Here is a 24,637-nt window from a genome sequence, read left to right on the forward strand (position 1 = left end):
TCACTCCGCGGCGGTGATGCCGCTCACCCGGAAGTTGTTCGAGATGCGGTCGACGGGGAAGCCCGCCACGTCCTCACCTGCGACGATGACGGTCTGCGGCGAGTACAGCCAGTCGCTTGCCGAGTCGGCCGCGACCAGCTCGGCGACCGCACGCAGCTTCTCGTCGCGCTCCTCGGGCGTGGCCGACTGCCGAGCCTCGGTCACGAGTGTCTGCGCCTCGGCATTGTCGTAGTTCCAGTAGTAGGCGGGGTTGCCGTAGTACGTGATCGTGGCGGGGTCCACGTGCAGCACCATGGTGAGCTCGTAGTCCTTGTTCGTGTAGACGTCCTCGAGCCAGGTGGCGAACTCGACCGTGTCGATCGTGACGTCCACGCCCACCTCGGCCAGTTCGGCTGCGATGAACTCGGTGATGATCGTGTCGTAGGTGTTCGCGACGGTGAGGGTCAGGCTCAGGTCCTCCTGGCCGGCTTCGGCGAGCAGTTCCTTCGCGGCGGCCTGGTCGTACGGTGCCGAGCCGGTGGCGTCGACGTGCCAGGCGTCGGTGGGCACCGTGATCGTGCCGACCTCGAGGGCCTGCCCGCCGATGACTTCGATGAGCTCCTGCTTGTCGATCGCCTGGCGCAGGGCCTGACGCACGCGCTGGTCGTCGAACGGCGCGACGGCGTTGTTGAAGCCCAGGGTCATCCAGCTGGTCGAGTCACCCTCGACCACCTGGAACTCAGCGTCTCCGCCGAGCAGCTCGGCCGTCTCGGCGCTGACGCCGGCGAGGATGTCGACCTCGCCGCTGCGCAGTGCGCTCGCCGCCGTGGTCTCGTCGGCGATGTAGTGGTACACGACGCCGCCGTTGAGCGGCGCTTCGCCCCAGTAGTCGGCGAACGGCTCCAACGACAGGGTCGCGCCGCGGTTCCACTGGCCGAGCGTGTAGGGGCCGGTGCCGTTGGTGGCCGAGGCCAGGTCGACCGACGACTCGACCGGGACGACATAGCCTGCCGAGGTGGTCAGCGACTCGAGAAAGTTGATGTCGCGCTCTGACAGGGTGACCACGACCGTGGTGTCGTCGGTGGCCTCGACCGAGGCGACCGACCCCATGCGCTTCGCGTCGGGGTTCGTCGATCCCTCTGCGCTGGACGCCTGCAGCGAGGCGGCGACATCGGCGACGGTCATCGGGGTGCCATCGTGGAAGGTCACGCCCTCGCGGACCGTGAAGGTGTAGGTCAGTCCGTCGTCGGAGATCTCCCAGTCGGAGGCCAACGCCGGGAGGATCTCGAGGTCCTCGCTCAGGCCGACCAGGCCCTCGTAGACGTTGCCGCGCATGACCTGCACGAGGCCGGCGCCCGAGGTGGTGGTCACATCGAGGCTGGTCGGCTCGAGCCCGACGCGGATGTCGATGATCGCGGATTCGGAGGACTCGGGGGCGTCCGTGCCCGTGGCGGGCGAGGAGGCGCAACCGGCGAGCAGCACGCCGCCGAGGATGAGTGCTGTGGACGCAAACGTTCTGCGCATGGCTTACCTTTCTGTTGCGGGGTTTCCCCGCGGCTGTGATCGAGACGTCTATATGTCTACGGATCGACGGTGTCGAGAAGAGGAGTGCCAGGTGAACGATCGGCGAAGTGAGCGTGTCCGACCGAGCACGGGCACGCCCGCGTACCGGCGCATCGCCACTGCGTTGTGGGAGCAGATCCAGTCGGGCGAGCTCGCCCCGGGCGAGCGGCTGCCGAACGAGGCTGACCTCGCGGCGCGCTTCGGCGTGACCCGACTGACGCTTCGCCAGGCCGTGATCGAACTGCAGCGACTGGGTGCCGTCGAGATCCGACGGGGCGTGGGCACGTTCGTGATGTCACCGCCCGACCTGGTCGAGATCGTCGCGAGCGTTCCGTCACTGCGCCAGGAATCGGATGCCACCGCTGACGCGCTCGACGAGCATGCGCTGCGCCGATCAGCCCGCCCGGTGCGGATGGTCGACGAGCGCATTCTGCAGGCCGGGGCGGCTACCGGCCCGTTCGCCGATGAAGCCGCCGCGCATCTCGACCTGCCCGTCGAGCGCCTGCACCGCCTGGACACCGTGATGGTGCGCGACGGGCGGCATTGGATCGCCAACAGCTACTGGTTCGATGAGCGATGGGCCGGTGTCGACGAGCTGGTCGACGCCCATGCGCTCGTCGTGCGGGCCTTCGCCGATGGGTTCGGCCTGCAGCTCGGCTACCTGTGGCGGGCGTTCAGTGCGGTCGGGGCCGACTTCGACGACGCCGAGACCCTCGGTGTGCCCACGGGCACCGCGCTGCTCGTGCGAGACGGGGTATCCGCCGATGAGAGCGGACACCCCGTGTTCTACGTCCGTCGCCGCCTTCGGGGCGATGACGCGAAGTTCGTACTGCGTTACGACACCGAATCGGCGCGCGTCGACGGCTGACCCGCGGCATCGATGATCCGCGCCACGATGTCGGCGGGGAAGCGGAACACCTCGGTGTCATCCGACATCCGCTCGACGAACGGCGCCACTCGCACGCGCTCGCCGCGGATGTCGACGACCGCGCCGCCGAAACCGTCGATCGCGGACTCCTCGCGCGGGTCGTCGAAGGAGCGCGCGATGTTGGCGACCCCCGGAGCGACGACGACCGGGACCCCGGCGACGGTCTCGACCAGCGGGAGGTGGTAGTGCCCACTGAGCACCACGCGCACGTCCGAGCCGCGCAGTACGTCGAGCAGCTCGTGGGTGTCGTCCGCATCGAGCGCGAGCGCCTGCAGCAGCTCGGTCTGCGCGTCGATCGGCGGGTGGTGGATCACGAGCACCGTGCCGTTCGGTGCGGGGGCGGCCAGCTGGGAGCGCAGGAACTCGAGCTGCTCGGGTTCGATCGATCCGTATCCTCGCTGGGGGATCGAGCTGTCGAGAACGATCGTGCGCCAGCCGTCGACGATGGCGGCGGATGCCACGGGGCGGGCCTCGTCGGTACCCGCCATCACCTGTTCGCGGGCATCCGGCTGGCCCCCACCGAGTACCTCGCGGAACGTCTCGCGGCGGTCGTGGTTGCCCATCGCATAGACGACGCGTGCACCGCGCTCACGAGCCCAGGTGCCCAGCATCTCGCGCAGCCACCGGTACGACTCGGCGGTGCCGTCTTCGCTGACGTCCCCCGAGCAGGCCACCAGGTCGAAGCGCAGGTGGCCGACATGCCCGAGCGCCCGCGTCAGATGCTCGCGCGTGTCGACACGGTCGTAGTGGCGGCTGTTATCGCCGAAGAGATGGGTGTCGGTGAGATGCAGGATGCGCAGAGACGTCATGCCAGCAGCAATACCAGCCCGAGGTGAACGGCTGTGCGCACCTCGGGCCGGCGTATGCCGTCAGTCGCCCTTCACATTCACGATCTGTCGCAGAGTGTGGCGCACTCTGACCAGATCGGCGGCATCCGCCATCACCTGATCGATTGGCTTGTACGCCTGCGGGATCTCGTCGATGAAGGCGTCGGTGTCGCGGTACTCGATGCCGGCCATCGCGTCGCGCAACTGCTCGCGGGTGAAAGCCCGCCGAGCTGCTGACCGTGAGTACTCCCGCCCCGCGCCATGAGGGGACGAGTTCAGCGATACCGGGTTGCCGAGTCCTTCGACGATGTACGAGGCGGTGCCCATAGATCCGGGGATCAGCCCGAGGCGCCCCGCATCGGCAGCGATCGCCCCCTTGCGCGACACCCACACCTGTTTGCCGAAATGACGCTCCGATTCGGTGAAGTTGTGATGGCAGTTGATCCGCTCCTGCTCCTGCACTGCCGTGCCGACGAACTCTGACACCTGCCGCGAGACGCGATCCATCATCTCCTCCCTGTTCAGCAGGGCGAAGTGCTGGGCCCAGCGCAGCTCTCGGATGTACTGCGTGAACTGCTCGGTGCCTTCGGCGAGATAGGCGAGGTCGGGGTCGGGCAGGTCGATCCACCACTGCCGCGCCAGACGCTGCGCGACGGCGATGTGGTGTGTCGCGATCTTGTTGCCCACGCCGCGCGAACCGGAGTGCAAGAAGAGCCAGACCCGGGCGGACTCGTCCAGCGACACCTCGATGAAGTGGTTTCCCGAACCGAGCGATCCGAGCTGAAGCCGCCAGTTGCCGGCGTACGTCTCGGGGTCGAAACGCTTCTTCTGTGCGAGCTCCTCCAACTCAGCGATCCGCGGCTCGGCGGTCGCGACAACCTTGCGGTTGTAGTGCCCGGCCGAGAGTGGGATGGCGCGTTCGATCGCCTCGCGCAGCGGTGCCAGCGCGCGCCCGGCGAGGTCGGCAGCCGTGAACTGGGTGCGTACGGCGATCATGCCGCAACCGATGTCGACGCCGACGGCCGCGGGGATGATCGCTCCGAGCGTGGGGATGACCGATCCGACGGTCGCGCCCTTGCCCAGGTGCGCATCCGGCATCAGCGCCAGGTGGGGGTGAATGAACGGCAGACGTGCCGTGGTGTGCGCCTGATCCAACGTCTTCTCGTCGATCAGCGACGCCCACGACACCAGCCGTGCGGAGAGCCTCTCCATGGTTCCTTTCCTTCATGCGGTGTCAGCCACAGGTCGGGAAGAACAAAAAGGCCCCGAACCTGACGGTGCGGGGCCTGCGTGCAGCGGGTGCTGTCACACGGCTCGCGCCGGAGGGTACGACTGCTTGCGGTCATTGCTTTCCTTGAGGAAGGCAAGGACCGTGGGAAGGGTCCGCATAGCGGTCATTCCGTCGTCTCCTCGGCTGATGGCTGGGCCGGTTGGCGCAGCCTCTCGACAGTATGGCAGCGCTGATCGTCCGTCAAGACCGCGGTCGCCTATCGTGTAGCAGCGGCTTCGTGCAGGGACAGCACTCGCCGGATCTCGGGCCACGCCATAGCGCCCAAGGCAGCATCCGCGGCGGGTGAGCCGCCTCGCGCCATGCGCACACCCCCGACGGTGGCGGTCTCGCCGGGGAGCACCATTCGATGGCCCGCATCGGGATGGTGCACCGTCGTGGTGCGCAGAGCCGCAGCATCACGGGCCGAGCGGATGCGCGCGGCGAACGCCTTGCTTGGCCAGACGCGGTCGTCGCCGCCGGCAATCAGCACGACCTCGCCGGCGATGTGCTCCACGGGGATGCGCGCCGCTGCTGCCTCGGCGGGGTGCCGGTCGAGGCTGGAGGCGTACAACCCCCGGTACTCGGGCGGATCGGTCGTCGGGGTCCAGCCCGCGTCGAAGGGAACAGCAGGCAGGGCGAGGCCGTGGCGCGTCCAGTGCGATGACCAGACGCCGTCATGCCACCCGGACCAGATCACCGGAGTGGGCGCGGCGGCGATCACAGCATCGACGGGCGTCAGAGATGCCGTGACCAGTGCGGCTTCAGCTCCGAAGGACGTGCCGAACACCGCGACGCGGTCGCTGTCGTGCCGCAGCTCGGCGAGTTGGCCGAGGAAGACCTCGACCGGCACCTCGTGCGGTGCCGGACGCTGGTCGCGTCCGCCGAACCATCGGATGGCTCGCACTCGCGCCCCATGGGCCGCGAGCAGATCAGCCCGTTCGGTCTCGATCCGCCCGCTTGAACCGGCCAGAAGCAGCACAGCCGTCCCGACCGGCGCAGTCGGAACCGCATCGTGTCGGTCGGAAGTGCTGATGTAGCTCACCCCACCAACCTACGATGGCGCGGTGATGGGCGCGGTGCGGTTGGTTGATGCCGGCTCAGTGCGGCGCGTGGTACTCGTCCTCGCCGCGCTTCCAGTAACCCTTCACGACGGCCTTGGACGTGTCGACGCCCCAGCGTTCGAGCAGCGCACGGCCGGACTTGACGATGGACTGCTCTGCAGCGATGAAGCAGAACGGGTCATCGCCGACAGTATCCGCCGGTCCCAGACCGTCGAGGAAGGCGATCAGTGCCGCACCCGCCGGTGCCTCGCCGCGGTGCAGCCACTCGACCGTCGCGGGTGCGTCGATCTCGACTTCGTCGGCGGCCGAGACGACCTCGATGACGATGCGCGCGGGGGTGTCTGCGGGGATCATCGCGGCGAAACGGCGGATCGCAGGGATCGCGGTCTCGTCACCTACCAGCAGCCACGACCCCGGCGTGCCGGTGATGACCGCCGAACCGCGCGGACCGCCGACACCGACGAACGATCCCAGCGGTGCCGAGGCGGCCCAGGGGGCCGCGACGCCCGCATCGCCATGGATCGCGAACTCGACGTCCAGCCAGCCGTCGCCCCACGCGAGCGGCGTGTACTCGCGGCTGGGTGCCGCACGCATCTCCTCGACCGAGGCGGTCGGGGCGGAGGCGAAGAACAGGCGCATGTGATCGTCGGCGCCGGGCGAGTCGAAGCCCGCCAGATCCTGACCGGTCAGCCGTACTCGCACATAGTTCGGCGCCAGCCATTCCCGGCTCTCGAGGGTCACAGAGCGGAAGCGCAGGTCGAGTCCCTGGCGTTCGATCGAGAACGCGGATTTCACATCGGTCATAAAGTAAGGCTAACCTAATCACGTCAGGCAAGGTTGTCCTAACCTCACTTCGCGGCGCAGGTTCGCAGTATCCCTGCAGAGCACCGCCGCATCGCCCCCGCAGAACAGGAGTCCCTCCATGTCCGTGTCCAGAATCACCACGACCGCCGCGCTCGGCGCCGTCGCCCTTCTCGCACTGACCGGCTGCAGCACCGTCGGCGCAGCCGAGGAAGGCGACGCGAAAGCACCGGCAGCCGCCGAGGGGCAGCAATTCCCGGTGACCGTCACCGACATGGCCGGCAACGAGGTCACGATCGAGAGCGCCGACAGCGTCATCGTCACCGACAACCGCCTGTTCCGCCTCGTCGCCGACTGGGGCATTGAGCTCTCCGCAGCCCCGCGCGCCCTGATGAGCAGCGAGAACCCGCTCGCCACCGACGAGGGCATCGTCGACCTCGGCACGCACGCCGAGCCCGACTTCGAGAAGGTCGTCGAGGTCGACCCCGACCTGATCGTCAACGGCTACCGCTACAGCGGCCACGCCGAAGACATGCAGAAGGCCGCGCCCGACGCCGCCTTCGTCGACATGACCAACGAAGAGCTGAGCGTCGACGAGTACCTCGTCGAGAGCGTCACCCTGCTCGGCGAGATCTTCGGCAAGCAGGACGAGGCCAAGGACCTGATCGACGACTTCCACGCGGCGGTCGACGAGGCACAGCAGGCCTACGACCCCGAGGTCACCGTGATGGGCCTGGTCACCAGCGCCAACGAGATCCGCTACTCCAACCCGCTCGACGGCCGCGGTTCGAGCATCTTCTTCAGCCTCGTCGGCCTGACCCCCGCGCTCGAATCCGAGGGCTCGAGCAACGACAAGGGTGATGACATCTCGATCGAGGCGATCGCCGAGTCGAACCCCGACTTCCTGCTCGTGCTCGACCGTGAGGCGGCGTTCTCCGACAGCGAGTCCACCCCGGCGCTCGAACTGATCACCTCGTCGACCGCGCTGGCACCCGTGCCCGCCATCGAGAACGAGGCCATCTACGTCATGCCCGCCGACTTCTACCTCACCGAAGACATCGTCACCTACACCACCGTTCTCAACGACCTCGCGAAGGAGTTCGCGGCTCTGTGAGCACGGGCACCACACCGCTGCCGGCGGGTCAGCGCGTCACGCACGTCGACGCGCTGGCCCGCCGCGCCGCGGTGTCCCCACCGGCGTCGCGCCTGCGGCGCAGCCTGCCGGTCATCATCGCCCTCATCCTCACTGCCGGTCTGCTCACGCTGTCGGTCTTCACCGGCGTCGCCGACATCACCGACACCGAGGGCCGCGGTCACGAATTCACCTGGATCACCCGCATTCCGCGCACCATCGCCCTGGTGCTCGCCGGCGCCAGCATGGCAATGGCCGGGCTGATCATGCAGTTGATGACCCAGAACCGCTTCGTCGAACCGACCACGGTCGGCACCACCGAGTGGGCGGGTCTCGGCCTGTTGCTGACCTACATCATCATTCCGATGCCCTCGCTCATGATGCGCATGACAGTCGCCATCGTGTTCGCCTTCATCGGCACCCTGATCTTCTTCCTGTTCCTGCGCCGCGTCACGCTCAAGTCATCGCTGATCGTGCCGATCATCGGCATCATGTTCGGCGCCGTGATCAGCGCGATCTCGACGTTCATCGCGCTGGAGTACGACCTGCTGCAGACGCTCGGCACGTGGTTCGCGGGCCGCTTCACCGGAATCGAGGTCGGGCGCTACGAACCCCTCTGGATAGTCGCGATCGTCGCCATCATCGTCGTCTTCGTCGCCGACCGGTTCACCGTCGCAGGGCTCGGCAAAGAAGTCGCCACGAACGCCGGACTGAACTACGAACGCGTCGTGCTGCTGGGCACCGGACTCGTCGCCGTCGTCACCGGCGTCGTCACCGTCGTGATCGGCGCACTGCCGTTCCTCGGCCTGATCGTGCCGAACCTCGTCTCGATGATCCGCGGCGACAACCTGCGCAGCAACATCTTCTGGGTGTTCCTGGCGGGCATCTGGGTCGTGACCGTCTGCGACATCATCGGCCGTGTGATCATCATGCCGTTCGAGGTGCCCGTGTCACTGGTGCTCGGCGCCGTCGGCTCCGTCGTCTTCATCTTCCTGCTGCTGCGTACGAGGAGGACCCTTGTCCGCTGACACGGCACCCGCTGACACCGCCTCCGCTGACACCGCCTCCGCTGAGTCACCGGCATCCGCTCGTCTCGCACCCGCGTCGGGAAACCGACGCGGCAGCGCGTACGCCGACGATCGTCACCGCCGGCGCTACCGTCTGACACTCGGCGGTCTCATCGTCCTCGCCGTCGCGATCGCCGTGCTCATGCTGACGTGGGACAACCAGCATCCGCTCTTCAGCGAGAAGTGGTGGCGCATCTCGAACATGCGCTCCGAATCGCTCATCGTGATCGCCCTCGTAACGCTGTGCCACTCGTTCGCGACCGTGGCATTCCAGACCGCCACCAACAACCGCCTGATCACCCCGTCGATCATGGGCTTCGAGTCGCTGTACATCCTCATCCAGACCGCCGCGGTGTTCTTCTTCGGCATGAGCGGCCTGGATCAGATCGACGGATTCGTGCAGTTCCTGCTGCAGACCGCGATGATGATCGCCTTCGCTGTGCTGCTCTACTCGTGGCTGTTCTCGGGCAGGCTCGGCAACCTGCATGTGATGCTGCTCGTCGGCATCATCATCGGCACCGGACTCGGAACACTCTCGACGTTCCTGCAGCGGATGCTCGACCCCAACGAGTTCGACGTGCTGCGCGCCCGGATGTTCGGCAACGTCGGCAACGCCAACACCGACTACCTGTGGTTCGTGATCCCGGTGTGCCTGGTGACGGGCGCCTCGATCTGGCTGATGGCGCGCCGCCTGAACGTCGTCGCGCTGGGCAGTGAGATCAGCACGAACCTCGGCATGAACCACCGGCGGCAGGTGATGCTCACCCTCACCCTGGTGACGGTGCTGATGGCGATGAGCACCGCGCTGGTGGGGCCGATGACGTTCCTCGGCTTCCTGGTCGCCACCCTCGCCTACTCGATCACCGACACCCACGACCACCGGCGCATCCTGCCGGTCGCCTGGCTGCTGGGCTTCGTGGTGCTCGGAGGCGCGTACTTCTTGCTGCGGCACGTGCTGCCCATGGTCGACACCGTCACGATCATCATCGAGCTCATCGGCGGCATCACGTTCCTCATCGTCGTTCTCAGAAGGGGGCGCCTGTGATCCGGCTGTCCAACGTCACCAAGCGCTACAGTGCCGAAGTCGAGATCGGACCGATCTCGCTCGACCTGCCAGCCGGGGGCATCATCGCCCTGGTGGGGCCGAACGGTGCCGGCAAGTCGACCGTGCTCACGATGATGGGGCGCCTGCTCGCCCCCGACGGCGGTTCGGTCGAGATCGGCGGCATCGATGTGCACCGCACGCCGTCGAAGAAGGTCGCCAAGACCGTGTCGATCCTGCGTCAGGAGAACCACTTCGTCACGCGGCTCACGGTGCGGCAGCTGGTCGGCTTCGGCCGCTACCCGTACAGCGGCGGGCGTCTCACCCAGGCCGACGAGGACAAGATCTCTGAGGCCATCGACTTCTTGGGGCTCACCGACCTCGAACAGCGCTTTCTCGACCAGCTCTCGGGCGGTCAGCGGCAGCGTGCGTATGTGGCGATGGTGCTCGCGCAGGACACCGATTATCTGCTGCTCGACGAACCGCTGAACAACCTCGACGCCCAGCATTCGGTGCAGATGATGCAGCAATTGCGACGGGCGGCCGATGAGCTGGGCCGCACGATCGTGATCGTGCTGCACGACATCAACTTCGCCGCGGCCTACAGCGACCACATCGTCGCCATGGAAGAGGGGCGCATCGCCGTGCACGGCACCCCCGACGAGATCATCCGCGACGACGTCCTCAGCCGGGTGTTCCGCACGCCCGTCACCGTGATCGACGGCCCGAACGGACGTTTCGCCGCCTATCACCGCTGACCCCGTTGCGGCGCGGCGAGGCCGCGTCAACGGCGCCGGTGGTCTTCGGGGGCCAGCCGCGGTCCACGGCGCGGCTCTCGGATGCCGGCGGCATAGACCAACCGGATGACTCGCTGCCGGTGACCGGTCCAGGGTGCGAGCAGTTCGAGCATGCCCGCGTCGTCGGTGCGCGAGCCGGTGAGTGCGAACCCGATCTCGTGCGGCAGGTGGGCGTCGCCGAGAGCGACGGCGTCGGGGTCGCCGAGCGCGCGCAACCGTGTCTCGGCCGAGGTCCACTGCCCGATCCCCGGCTGGCTTGTCAGCACCCGGTCGCGGTCGTCGCCGTCGGATGCCGCGTGCAGTGCCCGCACGATGCTCGGGGCACGCGATGCCGCCCGCACGATCGTGCGGGACTGCGGGGGCTCCACGCCGGCGCGGTGCCAGTGCCAGGATGGGATGCTGCGCCAGCTCTCTGCCGCGGGTGCGGCGAACATCGGGCGGGGCGTCGGCCCCGGGGTACGTTCGCCGAAGTTCGTGACCAGGTACCGCCAGGCACCAAAGGCCTGCAGGCCCGTCACCTTCTGCTCGAGGATCGCGCAGGCGAGGGCGTCGAAGACGAGATCGGTGCGGGGGAGTCGGATGCCCGGGAAGCGCCGCGCGATGCCGGCGAGGCCCGCGTGCGCCGAGACGTCGAAGCCGGTCGGGTCGTCATCGGCGCCGCACATCCGTGGCATCCGATCGATCGCCTCGTCGGCGCCGGGGCCCCACGCGGCTGCGTGGATGCCCTGGGAATCCTGCCGCAGGCACAGTGTGGCGATGCCGCTCCCGGAGCGGAACGCCAGCCACAGCCGTCCGCCGTCGATGAGCATCGTCGGATCGTTCGGCCCGCGCACCAGCATCCCGACCGTTCGCATGAGGTCGACCGGATGTGCCGGACGGTAGACGGTCTGCGCCACCGGCTGGTGCGGTGTAGCATCCGTCGTCATGTCGGCAACCCTACGCGCCGGCGCCGACGCTCTCGTCTTCGGGGTTCTACGTCGCGGGGCTTCGTGGTTGCGGGGCTTCGTCGTTGCAGCGCCTTTCGCCGACACCCCTACCTACCGCCGACACCCCTAGCTACGGACGCCCACACCTGGGGGTCTCGGCGAGAACTGGGGGTCTCAGCGCAGAGAAGTCGCGCGACGAAGCAGCGGACAGCAGCGACGCGCCGCGTGAGGCGGCAACGAAGAGACGCGAGGCGGGTCAGAAACGGTCGGGCGACGGGGTGCCGTGGCCGTACCGGATGGAGACATCGGCGTGGCGGTCGAAGCGGTATCCGACGCCGCGCACGGTGCGCACGATGTCCTCGTGACGGCCGAGCTTGGCGCGCAGGCGCCGCACGTGCACGTCGATGGTGCGCTCGCCCGGCGCCTCTTCATCGGACGACGCCTGCCACAGCGCCGAGACCAGCTCGGTGCGCTCGATCGTGCGTCCCTCGCGCAGCACCAGGTACTGCAGCAGCTCGAACTCCTTGTAGGTGAACGCCGCAGACTCACCGTCCAGCAGCACACGCTTGCGCGAGATGTCGACGACGACGCCGGCCTCCTGGTCCTTCTCCTCCTCGACGGCGGCCTTGGCGCGGGCGATCGCACCCGGCTCGTGCAGCGCGAGGCGCACGACGTCGAGGTCGCGGCCACCGGATGCCTGCGGAGCGAGCGCCACGGTGGCGTGGGTTTCGGCGCCGGGAGCGAGCTCGGCGAGGGTGCGACGCAGCGCGTCGACGAGCACGGGCAGGCTCACACCGGCCGAGGCGGCCTTGATCTCGTCGATACCGACGTAGAGCGCGAAGCCTCGCGGCGAGCGTACGGAGGGGAGGTCAGCTGCGGCGTCGGCGGGGGAGATGACGCGGACGGGAGCGGTGACGGGGCGATCGAGGAGAGCAGTGGTCGACATGATGATGAAACCTTCACGGATGCGAGAGCCGGTGGCTCTGTTTGCGTTGCACGAAAGACCGGGCGGAGCCGGTGGAATGAGCGCGTAGGGTGGGCGCTCCGAGACCCGCCCCTCAGATCGAGGAGCGACAGCGGGTCAGGCTGGGTGGTTGCGCCTTAGCAACACATTCGGCAACACATGCCAACGCGGCCGGGCATCATCATCCCGGCAGTCCCGTTCGCCTCCTGGGCGGATACAGGGCATGCGTTGGTGGTCATGGGGGCGATTATGTCTCATGATGACGCGCCGTGTCAAAACGTGACAATCCGGTGTCTGAAACAGGACGTAACGTGGGGTGGGTGACATCTCCCCTTCCTGCTACCGATTTCGTGCTATCCGACGAGAAGGACGCCTCCCGATACACGCTCACACGTGGGGGCGAACTGGTGAGTGTCCTCGACTACCGCGACGACGGTCGCACCGTCGCCATGACGCGTGCGTACACGATCCCGACGCACCGCGGCCACGGATACGCGGCCATGGTCGTCGCCGGGGCGGTCTCCGAAGTCGAGGCCGAGGGTGACCGGCGGATCGATCCGGTGTGCTGGTATGTCGCCGAGTGGTTCCAGGGGCATCCCGACAAGCAGCACCTGCTTCGCGCACGCTGACGGCACGCCTCGATCGCGATGTCGGTGGTCGTCCGTACGGTGTGAACATGCGCATTCTGCACACCTCCGACTGGCACATCGGCCGCACCTTCCACGGGCATTCGACGCTCGCGGCGCTGGCCGAGGTGCTCGACGCGCTGGTGGTGCAGGTGCGCTCGCACGAGGTCGACGTGGTGATCGTCGCCGGCGACGTGTTCGATTCGGCGACACCGGCCGCCGCGGCGTACACGCTGCTCGACGAGGCGCTCCTCGCACTGCACGAGACCGGTGCGACGGTCATCATGACCAGCGGCAATCACGACTCGATCGCGCGACTGGGTTTCCATTCCCGGTTGCTGCGCGAGGGCATTCACGTGCTCACCGATCCGGCGGGGATCGCGACGCCGGTCACCGTGCGCGATGCGCACGGTCCGGTGCACTTCTTCGGCATCCCGTACCTGGAGCCCGCGATCGTCCGTCAGCACTGGAGTGATGGTGCGGATGCCGGTGACCAGCCGCCTGTGCTGCGCACGCAGGCGCAGGTGATGCATCACGCCATGAGCCTGGTGCGAGATGGAATGACCGCGCACGAGGGGCGTTCGGTGGCGATCGCGCACTGCTTCGCCGCCGGTGTCGAGGTCACCGACGGGCTCGAGCGCGAGGTGCGCCAGGGTGGCTTGGACATGGTGCCGCTGAGCTCCTTCGACGGGCCCGACTACGTCGCACTGGGGCACATCCACGGCCGCCAGCAGCTCAGCGACCGGGTGCGCTACTCGGGGGCGCCGCTGCACTACAGCTTCGGCGAGCAGCACAAAGAGCGCGGCTCGTGGCTCGTCGACCTCGACGCGGACGGCCTGGCCGCTGTCGAATGGCTGGCGCTGCCGGTTCCGCGCGCGCTGGTGACGCTGACCGGAACACTCGACGAGATCCTCTGCGATGCGAACGCCGCCCGGCACGCAGACCACTGGGTCTGCGCCGTGTACACCGATGCCGTGCCGCAGCACGAGCCGATGCGCCGGTTGCGCGAGCGCTTCCCGTTCTGCGCGCTGGTGCAGCACCAGCCCCAAGGGGCGGATGCCGGTGACGAGCGCTCGTATTCCGAGCGGTTGCGGTCGGCGGTCACGGACGTCGAGCGGATCGAGGCCTTCTTGATACACGTGCGCGCCGGTCAGGGGGCGACGCCGCACGAGGCCGAGTTGATCCGCGATGTGCTCGATGACCGCGTGCGCGCCGAGGCGCTCGTCTGATGCGGCTGCATCGCCTCGAGGTCGCCGGGTTCGGCCCGTTCCGTGCGCGCCAGGTCGTCGATTTCGACGAGTATGCGGACGACGGCATATTCCTGATCGCCGGTCGAACCGGAGCCGGCAAATCCAGCATCCTCGATGCCGTCTGCTTCGGTCTCTACGGCGGCGTACCGCGGTATGACAGTGGTGACAAGCGCATGCGCAGCGACCATTGCGCACCCGATGACGTCACCGAGGTCGTCGTCGAGTTCAGCACGACCGCCGGCCGCTACCGGGTCACCCGATCACCGGCCTATGAACGACCGGCCAGGCGCGGCGGCGGGATGACGACACAGCAGGCATCGGTGCTGCTGGAGCAGTTGGTGGGCGACGAGTGGGTCGGGCGCGCGGCTCGTGCGGTCGACGCGGGCAATGAGCTGAACGAGATCCTGCAGTTGAGTCAGGAGCAGTTCCTGCAGGTGATCCTGCTCGCGCAGAACCGCTTCGCGGACTTCCTGCTCGCCGGCAGCAACGAGCGTCAGGCACTGCTGCGTCGCCTGTTCGACACCGGTCGATTCTCCGACTATCAGGCACGGTTCGATGAGCGTCGGCGTGCGGCAGAGCAAGCGCTCAGCGGACGCCGCGCCGCCGTTGATGCCCGGCTCGATGAGGCGGAGCGCATTGTCGGCGATGCTGACCTGTGGGGCGATGACGCCGATCACATCGCCGACTCCACTGATCAGCGCATCGAACGGCTGCGCCGGGCCATCACCCGTGCCGATTATCGCGTCGAACGCGCCACCGCCGAGAATGCCGCCGCCGAGAAGGCCCAGGCGGACGCAGCGGCCGTCGTGACCGCGCTCACCGAGCAACGTCGGGCGCAGAGCGACCGCGACCGTGCGCGCGCAGCGCTCGCCGCATTGGAAGCGCAGAACGCCGAGATCGCGGAAGCCGCGACCCGCCGCGATCGCGCTCGCGCGGCCGACAACCTACGGGCACTGATCACGGCCGAGGCACGCGGCGCTGCCGCGCTCGAACAGGCTGCGTGCGATGAGGCTGAGGCGATCGCCTCTGCACGCGCGACGGATGCGATCCGCGTGGTACTCGAGCACACGCCATCATCGAGCGATGACGGCGAGGGCTCGGCCTCGGAAGCGAGCCCTGAGGGTACCGCGGGCGCGACGCAGAGAAGCGATGCTTCCGCTGCCGCGCTGCGCGACTTCGCCTCGGAGCGCACCCGCGAGAGCGGCGCATGGCAGAACGCGGCCGAGCACGAGGCAGAGGGCGAGCGCCGTCGGTCAGAGCGCGTGACCGCCGAGGAGGCCGTTACGGCAGCATCCGCGGCGCTGGAGGCGATCGACGCCGAACGCGACGCTCTTCCCGCGCAGATCAGCGCGCTCGAGACACAACGAGACGACGCCCGCCGAGAGGGCGCCCGCGCAGAAACCGCCGTGCAGGCGGTCGCCGCCGCCGAACGGCGACGCGACGGAGCCGCACAGGTCGCACGACTCACCGGGGCGATCACCGAAGCGGAGCGCACCGAGACCGAGGCGACCGAGGCGCACGCCCGTGCTCAGCACGAGCTCGGACTGCTGCGGCGCAGACGCCTCGACGGCTACGCCGGTGAGCTGGCGGCAGGCCTCGTCGCTGGCGAGCCGTGCGCGGTGTGCGGCTCCACCGCGCACCCGGCTCCGGCCGAGCATGCCGACCCCCTCTCGCCGGACGACATCGCCGCTGCCGAAGCTGCGCGTGACACGGCCGCCGCAGCCGAGCGGACCGCTTCGCGCGTACTCGCCGGGTATCGCGCCGAGCTGGCTGCCGCGGCGGAGCGCGCCGCCGGGCGTAGTCTCGAGCAGGCCGAGCACGAGATCACGCAGATGGTCGCCGAACGCGATGCCGCCGCCCGCGCGGCCGAACGCGCCGACGAGCTGAGCGCGCAACTGCAGATCCTCACTCGGAACGCCGCCGAGGTCGACGAGCGCCGCACGGAGGCGGCAGAGCGACTCGGCGCCGCGCGCACGGCGCTCTCGCTCATCGATCAGCGCATCGCCGATGCCGACAGGATGATCGCCGAGGCACGCGGCGACTACGACAGCGTGGCCGCACGCATCGCGCAGGCGCAGCACCACATCGCGCTCGCCACCCGCGCAGCCGACGCGATCGAGGTGCGCATCGAGCGGGCATCCGCAGCGGCGATCGCTCGCGGCGAGCTCGATGCCGCCCTCACCGCTTCGGTGTTCGACGACGTGGCCCAGGCAGAGCACGCGCTCCTGGCCGCCGCCGAGATCGCCACCCTCGACGCGCGGGTCACCGCGCACGCCGTCGAGGTGAAGAAAGAGAAGGCGCTGCTGCTCGACCTCGAAATGCGCGCCCTGCCCGAGGAACCGATCGATCTCGCCCCGGCCGAGGCCGCGGCGCACGCCGCGCGGGAGAGCTGGCAGAGTGCCGTGGATGCTGACAGTCAGGCCCGCGGAGTGCAGCGCGGCCTCACAGCGAGCGTCGAATCGGCAGCATCCGAGCACGCCGCCTCAGCGGCCGACGCAGAGCAGTTCGAGGTCCTGCGGGGGCTCGCCGACGCCCTCGCCGGACGGTCCGGGAACACGCTCAAGATGAACCTCGAGACGTTCGTCCTCGCCGCCGAACTCGAAGAGATCGTGGCGGCGGCGAACCTGCGTCTGCACGACATGTCGGACGGCCGCTATCAGCTGCGTCATTCCGACGCGCTCGCGGCACGAGGGGCCGCATCGGGTCTCGGCATTGTCGTTTTCGACGCGTTCACGGGCCACAGCCGGCCGGCCAAGTCGCTGTCGGGCGGCGAGACCTTCCTGTCATCGCTCGCTCTGGCTCTGGGGCTGGCCGAGGTCGTCACGGCGCGAGCCGGTGGCATCCGACTCGACACGCTGTTCATCGACGAGGGATTCGGCTCGCTGGATGCCGACACCCTCGAGACGGCGATGCGCACCCTCGACGCGCTACGGCAAGGCGGGCGCACCGTGGGCGTGATCAGTCACGTCGAGGCGATGCAGGAGCAGATCCCCGCCCAGCTGACGGTACGAACAACACCCGACGGTCCGAGCGTGATCGAAGGCCGTGGCGGGCGGTGAGCCGTGCGCGAGGGGTCAGAGCGCGTACTCGCGCTGCATGAAGTCCCACAGCTGGGCACTGCACGCGGCCACGACCTCGTCCCAGACCTGCGTCGCCCCGTCCTGCGCGCGATCCGAGACCACCCGCACCACACGGATCGGAACACCGAACTTCTGGGCCACCCACACGAACGCGTAGGTCTCCATGTCGACGAGCACCCCACCGAGCGACGTGATCCGCGCGACCGCATCGACGTCGTCGACGAAGATATCGCCGGTCGCGATCGTCACGCCGGCGCGTCCGGTCTCCAAGCGGGCCGGCAGCGACACGTGCTGGCCGACCGTGCCGTCGAGGTCCTGAACATCGTGCTGGATGGCGGAGCTCACATCGTGGATGCCCGTCGCGATGGCATCCGACACGGCACCTGCGGTGCCGACCACGATGATCTCGTCGTACACCGCCGCATCCAGCGCGCGGGTCAGCCCGTACGTGGCCATGAGCTTTCCGGGGCCGGTCACGAGGCGATCGAAGCCGTCGATCTCAGCGGGGAAGGCCTGCAGTTCAGAGGCGAGGGCGGCGACGAGGAGTTTCACGTATCCATCCTGACATCCGGTGCCGACTCCGTGGACATCCGGGCGGCACGCGGTGAGAGGATGGGGCCGTGAGCATGCAGCAGCAGATCGCCGCAGACCTCGGCGTACGGCCCGAAATCGACCCGGCGACGGAAGCAGATGCCAGAATCGGCTTCCTCGTCGACTACCTGCGCGCGTCCGGAGCGAAGGGCTTCGTGCTCGGCATCTCGGGCGGACAGGACTCCACCCTGGCCGGGCGCCTGGCGCAGCTGGCCGTCGAGCGCGTGCGTGCCGACGGCTGCGCAGCGTCGTTTCTCGCCGTGCGCCTGCCCTACCGCGAGCAGCACGATGCAGCAGATGCTGAGGCGGCCCTCGACTTCATCGCCGCGGATCGCTCGATCGAGGTCAACATCCATCGCGGTGTGGACGCCGTCGAGGCCGATATCGAGCACGCCTTCGACTCGAGCATCACCGACTTCAACCGCGGCAACATCAAGGCCCGCATCCGCATGGTCGCGCAGTACGCGCTCGCCGGGCACGACGGCATGCTCGTGATCGGCACCGACCATGCCGCGGAGGCTGTGACCGGTTTCTTCACCAAGTTCGGTGACGGAGCGGCCGACGTGCTGCCGCTGTCGGGACTCACCAAGCGGCAGGGCCGTGCACTGCTGCAGCACCTCGGATCGCCGGAGCGCCTGTATCTGAAGGTGCCGACGGCAGATCTGCTCGATGGTCAACCCGGCCGGGCCGACGAGCACGAACTCGGCATCACCTACGAGCAGATCGACACCTATCTCGAAGGGGGAGAGGTGCCGGCAGACGTCGCGGCGCGCATCGAGGCGAAGTACCTCGGGTCGCGGCACAAGCGCCACCTTCCCGTGGCGCCGCACGACACCTGGTGGCGCTGAGCCCGCACACTGATGCCCCCGAGCGTAAGGGGTCCATCGCGGTGAGTGTCGGCGCCCGGGGATAGTGTCGATGACAGGCAACGGAGAGGCGGCACGGTGCGGGTCATTGCAGCAGAGAATCGTGTGGTGTGGAGCGCCAGCGACCTGAAGGTCGCGGCGGAATGCGAGTTCGCCTGGATGCGTGCGCTCGACGCCAAGCTCGGGCGCGTTCCGGCGGTGATCGAACCTGAGGATGCCACGCTCGCGCGTGCCGCAGAACTCGGCGACGTACACGAGCGTGCGGTGCTGGCCGACTACATCGCCGAGCGAGGCGAGGCCGTCGAGGGGGGACCGGGCGTCGTCTGCCTGCCGAAGGTGAAGTCGACGGATGCCACGGCGATGGCATCCGCTGTCGACGACACGCAGCGCGCGCTGCGGTCGGAGGCGACCGTCGTCTTCCAAGCTGTGTTCTCGACGTCCGAGTTCGTCGGCTTCGCCGACTTCTTGCTGCGCGATGACGACGGGCGCTGGCGGGTGCAGGATTCCAAGTTGGCGCGCGCCGCGCGTGCGACCGCGCTCATGCAGCTCGCCGCATATGTCGATCAGCTCGACCTGCTGGGCATCGACCGCAGTGACGAGGTCGACCTCATCCTCGGCGATGGCAGCGTCAGCACGCACCGGGTCGATGACCTGCTGCCGCTGTTCCACGTACGGCGGGCGCGACTGCGGGCCCTGATCGCCGACCGCGACGTCACGGCGGGAGCCGCGGGTGAGCCGCTGGCGTGGGGAGATGACCGCGGAGACCTGCAGATCACCGCATGCGGGCGCTGCGCGACGTGCGATGAACAGGTGATCGGTCACCGCGACCTGCTGATGGTGGCACGCATGCGTCCGGTGCAGCGGCAGCGCCTGCGGACGGCCGGCATTCTCACGATCGACGACTTGGCGATGGCATCCGATGCCCCGCAGGGCATGAATCCCGAGACGTTCGCCGCGTTGCGGGCCCAGGCGCGCCTGCAGCTGGGGGTACCCGTCGAGGGGACGGACACGCCGCCGTTCGAACTGGTCTCGGCCAATGCCATCGGGCTCATGCCCCGGCCGAGCCGCGGCGACATCTTCTTCGACTTCGAAGGCGACCCGCTGTACACCGAGGCGACCGGCGCCGAACAGGGCGCGCAGTGGGGCATCGACTACCTGTTCGGCTGGGTCGACAATGCCGACCAGTACTCGGTGCTCTGGGCGCACAGCTTCGCCGATGAGAAGCGCGCGCTGCTCGACTTCCTCGAGTTCGTGAAGCTGCGTCGGCAGACCCACCCCGACATGCACATCTACCACTACGCGCCGTACGAGACCTCGCACCTGGCGGCGATGGCCGCACGGCACGGGGTCGGCGAGGCCGACGTCGATCGTCTGCTGCGCGAGGGGGTGTTCGTCGACCTCTACCCGATCGTGCTGCGCTCGGTGCGCGTGGGATCGCGGTCGTACTCGATCAAGAAGCTCGAACCGCTCTACATGGGCGAAGAAGTGCGCACCAGCGATGTGCAGAAGGGCGACGACTCGATCGTCCAGTACGTGCAGGCGCGGGGGCTGATCGCCGCGGGGCGTGCGGACGAGGGCGAGCAGATTCTCGCCGACCTGGCCGACTACAACCGGTACGACTGCGTCTCGACGCGACGGCTGCGCAACTGGCTCATCGAACTGGCCAAGCAAGAGGGCGTGCTGCCCGCGCCGCCGGACGATCCCGAGACCGCGGCCTACGAACCATCGCCGCTCTCGCTCGCCCTGCAGGCCGAGGCGCTCGAGGCCGAGCACGCCGGCCGCAGCGGCAGCGAGTTCCGCGTCGCCGCGGCCGCGATCGACTACTACCCGCGCGAGGCGAAGAGCTTCTGGCAAGGGCACTTCCAGAGATTGCGCGAGCCGCTGTCGGTATGGGAGAGCACGCGCGACGTGCTGCGCGTCGACGTGACACGCAGCAGCGTCGACGAGGACTGGGCGCTCGGCGAACGGCAGCGCTCGCAGTCGCGCGTGCTGCGCCTGCGCGGTGAGGTGGCACCCGGCAGTACTCTGCGCGAGGGCAGCAGTCCGTTCGCGCTGTACGCCGTGCCGACGCCATTCGCGGCGAACGCCCCCTCACGAGTGATCCATGTGCCGCATGCCGTCGAGGTGATCGCCGTGCTCGATGACGGCTACGTCGTGCGCGAGCGCGGCATTGACGGGCAGCTCTGGGACGAACTGCCACTCGCCCTCGCCCCGGCGGCTCCGCCGCATGTCGCCTCGCAGCAGAGCGCGATCGAGCAGTGGGCGGCGCGCGTGCATCGCGCGGCCCCCGACTTTCCCCGCGACGCGGCGACCGACATCCTGCGCCGCATCGCCCCACGCACGGTCTCAGGCGCTTCTCTGCCGCAGGCCGGTGACGACACCGTCGATGCGATCGTGCGCGGCATCCTCGATCTCGACGACAGCTACCTGGCAGTGCAGGGCCCCCCGGGAACCGGCAAGACCTATACCGGGTCGCGGGTGATCGCACGCCTGGTGCGTGAGCACGGCTATCGCGTCGGGGTGGTCGCCCAGTCGCACGCGATCGTCGAGAACCTGCTCGAGCGCGTCATCGCCGATGGTGTTCCCGCTGAGCGGGTGGCGAAGGCTCCCAAGGACTCCTCTGCCCCCGAACCCGGCTACACGGTGATCCGCAAGGACGGCATGGCAGGCTTCCTCGCCGAGCACGCTCGTGGGGGAGCGGTCGTCGGTGGCACGGCCTGGGACTTCAGCAACACCCGGCGCGTCGACCGGGGCGGTCTTGACCTGCTCGTGATCGATGAGGCCGGGCAGTTCTCGCTCGCGTCGACGATCGCCGTCGCCGCGGGGGCGAAGCGACTGCTGCTGCTGGGGGATCCGCAGCAGTTGCCGCAGGTGAGCCAGGGCACCCATCCCGAGCCGGTGGACACATCGGCGCTCGGCTGGGTGATGGACGGCGAATCGGTGATCGACCCCGCGCACGGATACTTCCTCGCACAGTCATGGCGCATGCATCCGCAGGTCGCGTCCCCCGTCTCCCGCCTGTCGTACGCCGGCAAGCTCGCGTCGGCGCCCGGTGCCGAGACGCGGGTGATCTCCGGCGTCGAGCCGGGCCTGCACGTACTGCCGGTGCGCCATCGCGGCAATGCGACCCAGTCGCCCGAAGAGGCCGCCGAGGTCGTCAGGATCGTGCGCGACCTGATCGGACGCGAGTACACGGACGGCATGACCGACGAGCCCGCACGCCCCCTCGTGCAGGACGACATCATCGTCGTGGCACCGTACAACGCGCAGAAGCAGCTCATCCACGAAGAGCTTGTCGCGGCGGGCTTCGGCGAGGTCGCCGTCGGCACCGTTGACAACTTCCAGGGCAAAGAGGCCGTCGTCTCGATCACCTCGCTGGCCGCTTCGAGCGGGCGGGATGCGCCCCGCGGGCCGGAGTTCCTGTTGCTGCAGAACCGCCTGAATGTGGCGATCTCGCGCGCCAAGAGCGCGGCGTACCTGGTGCATTCTCCGGCGCTGCTCGATGACCTGCCGTGGACGCCCGAGGGGGTTGCCCGGCTCAGCGCGTTCGCGCACCTGGTCGGCGCCGACCGCGTCGCTGATGGGCCGCGGGCATGAGCCCGGGGGCGACAGCGCCGACGGCTGAGGGCATCCTGCGGGCGGCCGCGGAATGGGCATGGTTCCCGCGCGGGAGCGAGCACGAGGTGAGCGAGCTGCATCTCGTGCGGTACCCGGCACGGTTCGGCGGCGGTGTCAGGGCTTCGCGGGTCGCATCCGATCTCGACGCGCCCGCCGTGCTCGATCATGCGATCGAGCGCACCCGTGAGTGGGGCGAGACCCGGCTGACATTCTGGACGAACGCCGCGGACTCACCCGATCTTGAAGCGGAGCTCGTCGCCCGCGGCGCGGAGCACGTCGATACGGTGGCGGTGCTCGCGCGACCAGTCGACGGCATCTCGATCGAGGTGCCCGAGGGCATCAGCGCCGAGGTCATCCGCACGCTCGATCACGTGCGTGAGATGGATGCGGTCGACGTTGCGGTGTGGCAAGAACAGCAGCCGTTGTCACCCGAGCAACTCACACAGGAGCTGACTGAGATCGAGTCCGCGAACGCGTCAGGCGAGGGCATCCGCGTGCTGGCTCGTATCGACGGAGTCGCGGTCAGCACGGGCGGGTGCACGATTGTCGGGGAGTTCGCTCGACTGTGGGGCGGTGGGACGGTGCCCGAGGCACGGGGTCGCGGCGCCTACCTGGCCGTGCTCGCTGAGCGCCTGCGGCGTGCGAGCGCGCTCGGGGCGACGACGGCACTGGTGAAGGGTCGGGTCTCGACGTCGGCACCCATCCTGACGCGCGCCGGGTTCGTGCACTACGGCGACGAGCGCGGCTACACCCTGAACGTCTGACCTGCCGGTTTGAGCGGGTCGGCGCGACTTCGGGGTGCTACCCAGACGCGCGTCACCGAGAACAGGCTCGTTGCCGAGAACAGGCTGGATCTGTGGGAATCGTCCTGTTCTCGGTAACCGTCCTGTTTTCGATGACGGGATGCCGGGATGCCGGGCCGCCACAGGCGGTCGCCGGGGAAGGGGAGCCCGGGGCACCGAGAAGACGGGATGCCGGCGCGCCGGCATCCCCGGGTGTCAGACGGTGCCGTACAGGCGGTCGCCGGCGTCGCCGAGTCCGGGCACGATGTACCCCTTCTCGTTCAGGCGTTCATCGACGGCACCCAGTACGAGGGTGACATCCTGATCGCCGACGATCTTCTCGATCGCCTCGAGGCCCTCGGGGGTGCCGAGCAGGCAGATCGCGGTGACGTCCTTCGCCCCGCGGTCGAACAGGAACTGGATCGCCGCCGCCAGCGAGCCACCGGTCGCGAGCATCGGGTCGATCGCGAAGCACTGGCGGTCGCTCAGGTCATCGGGCAGACGCTCGGCGTAGGTGGTCGGCTCGAACGTCTCGTCATCGCGCACCATGCCCAGGAATCCGACCTCGGCGGTGGGCAGCAGCTTCACGAGCCCTTCGAGCATGCCGAGGCCCGCGCGCAGGATCGGCACGACGATCGGGCGCGGCTCGGCGATCTTCACACCCATCGTGGTCGTCACCGGGGTCTTCACCTCGACCGGCGTGACCTTCACGGTACGCGTGGCCTCGTAAGCCAGCAGGGTCACGAGCTCCTCCGTCAACTGGCGGAAGACGGGCGAGGAGGTGTTCTCATCCCGCAGCACCGTGAGCTTGTGAGTGATGAGCGGGTGATCGGCCACATGAACGCGCATGATTACAGGCTACTTGCCCGAAGCCCCTGCGCGTGTGTCGAATCCTGCCGAACTGCCCGCGCAGTAGGCTCGACGGCATGAACCGCGCCTTCGACGAGCCGATGCGGCGCGCTCTCGCGCTCGCCGCGGATGCCGGAAACGACGGCGATGTGCCTGTCGGCGCCGTCGTGCTCGACGCCACCGGCGCGATCGTCGCAGAAGGCCGCAACCTGCGTGAGCAGAGCCATGACCCGACGGCGCACGCCGAGGTCGTCGCGCTGCGCGCCGCCGCCGAGCACCTCGGGTCGTGGAACCTCGAGCAGCACACGCTCGTCGTCACCCTTGAACCCTGCGTGATGTGCGCGGGCGCGATTCTGCAGTCGCGTGTCGCTCGGGTGGTCTTCGGCGCGTGGGATGAGAAGGCCGGCGCGGCCGGGTCGATGTACGACCTGCTGCGTGATCGCCGCCTGCCGTACCGTGCCGAGGTCGTCGGCGGGGTGCAGGCGGATGCTGCCATCGCCCTGCTACAGCAGTTCTTCGACGCCCGCCGCTGACGCCGCTGACGCCGCTGACGCCGCTGACGCGACACCCGCAGCCCGCCCGCCTCAGCACGCGCAACCTCCGGGCATCCGATCGGTA

General features: G+C 68.7%; 21 protein-coding genes. 12 read left to right on the plus strand and 9 right to left on the minus strand.

From position 1 onward, the window contains the following. A complete protein-coding gene (locus tag ACLD0U_RS01290; protein ID WP_410339597.1) occupies positions 1-1,503 on the minus strand; it encodes an ABC transporter substrate-binding protein in 1,503 nt (500 codons plus the stop codon). A 91-nt stretch (positions 1,504-1,594) separates the two neighbouring features. On the opposite strand from ACLD0U_RS01290, the gene ACLD0U_RS01295 reads away from it, so the two are divergent. After that, a complete protein-coding gene (locus ACLD0U_RS01295) occupies positions 1,595-2,410 on the plus strand; it encodes a GntR family transcriptional regulator (RefSeq protein WP_179409098.1) in 816 nt (271 codons plus the stop codon). Here the strand turns inward: ACLD0U_RS01295 and ACLD0U_RS01300 are convergent. The 4 genes from ACLD0U_RS01300 to ACLD0U_RS01315 form a co-directional block, all read right to left on the minus strand. Further along, complete coding sequence (locus tag ACLD0U_RS01300) at positions 2,377-3,279, minus strand: metallophosphoesterase family protein (RefSeq protein ID WP_410339598.1); 903 nt, start codon at positions 3,277-3,279, stop codon at positions 2,377-2,379. The two genes, ACLD0U_RS01295 and ACLD0U_RS01300, sit on opposite strands and share 34 nt — an antisense overlap. 60 nt (positions 3,280-3,339) lie before the next feature. After that, positions 3,340-4,509 (minus strand): RtcB family protein, encoded by a 1,170-nt coding sequence (locus ACLD0U_RS01305; RefSeq protein WP_410339599.1) that lies wholly within the window; start codon positions 4,507-4,509, stop codon positions 3,340-3,342. Positions 4,510-4,784: 275 nt separating this feature from the next. Further along, positions 4,785-5,609: an acyl-CoA thioester hydrolase/BAAT C-terminal domain-containing protein gene (locus ACLD0U_RS01310; protein ID WP_410339600.1), complete on the minus strand. Its 825-nt coding sequence runs from the start codon at positions 5,607-5,609 to the stop codon at positions 4,785-4,787. Positions 5,610-5,664: 55 nt separating this feature from the next. Then, the gene (locus tag ACLD0U_RS01315; protein ID WP_410339601.1) at positions 5,665-6,432 is read right to left on the minus strand and encodes a siderophore-interacting protein; all 768 of its coding nucleotides are present in this window, start codon (positions 6,430-6,432) and stop codon (positions 5,665-5,667) included. A gap of 118 nt (positions 6,433-6,550) precedes the next feature. On the opposite strand from ACLD0U_RS01315, the gene ACLD0U_RS01320 reads away from it, so the two are divergent. Genes ACLD0U_RS01320 through ACLD0U_RS01335 form a run of 4 tightly spaced genes read left to right on the plus strand, consistent with a single transcriptional unit; the run spans position 6,551 to position 10,428 of the window. Beyond that, a complete protein-coding gene (locus ACLD0U_RS01320) occupies positions 6,551-7,543 on the plus strand; it encodes an ABC transporter substrate-binding protein (protein ID WP_206550496.1) in 993 nt (330 codons plus the stop codon). Next, positions 7,540-8,589, plus strand: a complete 1,050-nt coding sequence (locus tag ACLD0U_RS01325) for an ABC transporter permease (RefSeq protein ID WP_410339602.1) — start codon at positions 7,540-7,542, stop codon at positions 8,587-8,589. Before ACLD0U_RS01320 ends, ACLD0U_RS01325 begins: the two co-directional genes overlap by 4 nt. Continuing rightward, positions 8,579-9,673 (plus strand): iron chelate uptake ABC transporter family permease subunit, encoded by a 1,095-nt coding sequence (locus ACLD0U_RS01330; RefSeq protein ID WP_410339603.1) that lies wholly within the window; start codon positions 8,579-8,581, stop codon positions 9,671-9,673. Before ACLD0U_RS01325 ends, ACLD0U_RS01330 begins: the two co-directional genes overlap by 11 nt. After that, positions 9,670-10,428 (plus strand): ABC transporter ATP-binding protein, encoded by a 759-nt coding sequence (locus ACLD0U_RS01335; protein WP_410339604.1) that lies wholly within the window; start codon positions 9,670-9,672, stop codon positions 10,426-10,428. The genes ACLD0U_RS01330 and ACLD0U_RS01335 overlap by 4 nt, the downstream gene beginning before the upstream one ends. Positions 10,429-10,454: 26 nt before the next feature. On the opposite strand, the gene ACLD0U_RS01340 is transcribed toward ACLD0U_RS01335, so the two are convergent. Beyond that, positions 10,455-11,393 (minus strand): DNA-3-methyladenine glycosylase family protein, encoded by a 939-nt coding sequence (locus ACLD0U_RS01340; protein WP_410339605.1) that lies wholly within the window; start codon positions 11,391-11,393, stop codon positions 10,455-10,457. Between the two features lie 256 nt (positions 11,394-11,649). Then, positions 11,650-12,339 carry a winged helix-turn-helix domain-containing protein gene (locus ACLD0U_RS01345; protein ID WP_179409089.1) on the minus strand — a complete coding sequence of 230 codons (690 nt, stop codon included), beginning with the start codon at positions 12,337-12,339 and terminating at the stop codon, positions 11,650-11,652. A gap of 338 nt (positions 12,340-12,677) precedes the next feature. Between ACLD0U_RS01345 and ACLD0U_RS01350 the strand changes: the two genes are divergently transcribed. Genes ACLD0U_RS01350 through ACLD0U_RS01360 form a run of 3 tightly spaced genes read left to right on the plus strand, consistent with a single transcriptional unit; the run spans position 12,678 to position 17,292 of the window. Further along, the gene (locus ACLD0U_RS01350) at positions 12,678-12,986 is read left to right on the plus strand and encodes a GNAT family N-acetyltransferase (RefSeq protein WP_410339606.1); all 309 of its coding nucleotides are present in this window, start codon (positions 12,678-12,680) and stop codon (positions 12,984-12,986) included. A gap of 47 nt (positions 12,987-13,033) precedes the next feature. Beyond that, a complete protein-coding gene (locus ACLD0U_RS01355) occupies positions 13,034-14,212 on the plus strand; it encodes an exonuclease SbcCD subunit D (RefSeq protein WP_410339607.1) in 1,179 nt (392 codons plus the stop codon). Further along, positions 14,212-17,292: an AAA family ATPase gene (locus tag ACLD0U_RS01360; RefSeq protein WP_410339608.1), complete on the plus strand. Its 3,081-nt coding sequence runs from the start codon at positions 14,212-14,214 to the stop codon at positions 17,290-17,292. Before ACLD0U_RS01355 ends, ACLD0U_RS01360 begins: the two co-directional genes overlap by 1 nt. Before the next feature lie 15 nt (positions 17,293-17,307). On the opposite strand, the gene ACLD0U_RS01365 is transcribed toward ACLD0U_RS01360, so the two are convergent. Next, positions 17,308-17,865, minus strand: coding sequence for a nucleoside phosphorylase (locus ACLD0U_RS01365; RefSeq protein WP_206550489.1), 558 nt, complete (start codon positions 17,863-17,865; stop codon positions 17,308-17,310). Between the two features lie 74 nt (positions 17,866-17,939). Here ACLD0U_RS01365 and nadE point away from each other — a divergent pair, with 74 nt between their 5' ends. The 3 genes from nadE (at position 17,940) to ACLD0U_RS01380 (ending at position 23,152) form a co-directional block, all read left to right on the plus strand. Next, positions 17,940-18,752: an ammonia-dependent NAD(+) synthetase gene (gene nadE / locus ACLD0U_RS01370; RefSeq protein WP_410340258.1), complete on the plus strand. Its 813-nt coding sequence runs from the start codon at positions 17,940-17,942 to the stop codon at positions 18,750-18,752. A gap of 96 nt (positions 18,753-18,848) precedes the next feature. Continuing rightward, entirely contained in the window at positions 18,849-22,367 is a 3,519-nt protein-coding gene (locus ACLD0U_RS01375; protein WP_410339609.1) for a TM0106 family RecB-like putative nuclease, read from the plus strand. After that, positions 22,364-23,152, plus strand: a complete 789-nt coding sequence (locus ACLD0U_RS01380; RefSeq protein ID WP_410339610.1) for a hypothetical protein — start codon at positions 22,364-22,366, stop codon at positions 23,150-23,152. Before ACLD0U_RS01375 ends, ACLD0U_RS01380 begins: the two co-directional genes overlap by 4 nt. A 234-nt stretch (positions 23,153-23,386) precedes the next feature. On the opposite strand, the gene upp is transcribed toward ACLD0U_RS01380, so the two are convergent. Further along, positions 23,387-24,019 carry a uracil phosphoribosyltransferase gene (upp, locus tag ACLD0U_RS01385; RefSeq protein WP_179409082.1) on the minus strand — a complete coding sequence of 211 codons (633 nt, stop codon included), beginning with the start codon at positions 24,017-24,019 and terminating at the stop codon, positions 23,387-23,389. 77 nt (positions 24,020-24,096) lie between these two features. Here upp and tadA point away from each other — a divergent pair, with 77 nt between their 5' ends. After that, positions 24,097-24,552 carry a tRNA adenosine(34) deaminase TadA gene (tadA, locus tag ACLD0U_RS01390; RefSeq protein ID WP_410339611.1) on the plus strand — a complete coding sequence of 152 codons (456 nt, stop codon included), beginning with the start codon at positions 24,097-24,099 and terminating at the stop codon, positions 24,550-24,552. The last annotated feature ends 85 nt before the right edge of the window (positions 24,553-24,637 follow it).

Origin of the sequence: Microbacterium sp. 2216-1, from assembly GCF_046507855.1 — a bacterium.
GTDB lineage: Bacteria > Actinomycetota > Actinomycetes > Actinomycetales > Microbacteriaceae > Microbacterium > Microbacterium esteraromaticum_C.